General features: G+C 61.3%; 1 protein-coding gene. It reads left to right on the forward strand.

Going from position 1 to position 1,111, the window contains the following annotated elements; all coding sequences use genetic code 11:
• Positions 1–1,040, forward strand: a 1,040-nt coding sequence (ltrA, locus tag N5J71_RS22320) for a group II intron reverse transcriptase/maturase (protein ID WP_088339369.1), incomplete at its 5' end; no start/stop codon positions are given.
• Between the last annotated feature and the right edge of the window lie 71 nt (positions 1,041–1,111).

Below are 1,111 nucleotides of genomic sequence, written 5' to 3' on the forward strand. Positions count from 1 at the left end.
AACTGGGCATTCCCAGTGTCGTGGATCGCCTGATCCAGCAAGCCCTGCTGCAACAGCTCACGCCGATCTTCGATCCGCTGTTCTCGGACTATAGCTACGGCTTCCGTCCGGGCAGAAGCGCTCACCAGGCTGTCGAGATGGCCCGCACCCATGTGGCGGCGGGTCATAGGTGTTGCGTGGAACTCGATCTGGAGAAGTTCTTTGATCGGGTCAACCACGACATCCTGATGTTCTGTGTTGAGCGCCATGTCGAAGACAAACAGGTGCTCAGACTCATCCGCCGTTACCTCGAAGCGGGCGTCATGTCGGGCGGGGTTGTCAGCCATCGGCAGGAGGGGGCGCCGCAAGGCGGCCCGCTTTCGCCGCTGCTGTCGAACATCCTGCTCGATGAACTCGACCGTGAGTTGGAGCGGCGAGGCCATCGCTTCGTGCGCTATGCCGATGACGCGAACATTTATGTCCGTAGTCCGCGTGCTGGCGAACGAGTGCTGGCCAGTGTCGAGCGGTTCCTGAATCACCGTCTGAAACTGAGACTGAATCGGGACAAGAGTCGCGTGGCTGGGTCGTGGAAATGCGACTACCTGGGGTATGGGATGAGTTGGCACTCGCAGCCTAGACTGCGAGTGGCAACCATGAGCCTGCGCCGTGTGCGCGACCGTCTCAGGGAACTGCTGCGAGGGGTGCGGGGCCACAAGATGGCGAATGTCATCGAGCGGGTAAACCCGGTGCTGCGAGGCTGGGCAGGCTACTTCAAGCTCAGCCAGAGCAAGCGTCCACTGGAAGAGCTGGATGGCTGGGTCAGGCACAAACTTCGCTGTGTCATCTGGCGGCAATGGAAGCAGCCCTCTACGAGGGCGCGCAACCTGATGCGCCTGGGATTGAGCGAGGAGCGTGCCTGCAAGTCGGCCTTCAATGGCCGAGGCCCGTGGTGGAACTCAGGAGCGCCGCATATGAATCAGGCGCTGCCGAAGAAGCTATGGGACAGACTTGGACTGGTCTCGATACTGGATACGATCAATCGGCTTAACCGCATGGCCTGAACCGCCGTGTACGGAACCGTACGCACGGTGGTGTGGGAGGACGGCGGCCGTGAGGCCGCCTCCTACCCGAT

This window comes from Ectopseudomonas oleovorans (genome assembly GCF_029845265.1).
Classification (GTDB): Bacteria; Pseudomonadota; Gammaproteobacteria; order Pseudomonadales; family Pseudomonadaceae; genus Aquipseudomonas; species Aquipseudomonas oleovorans.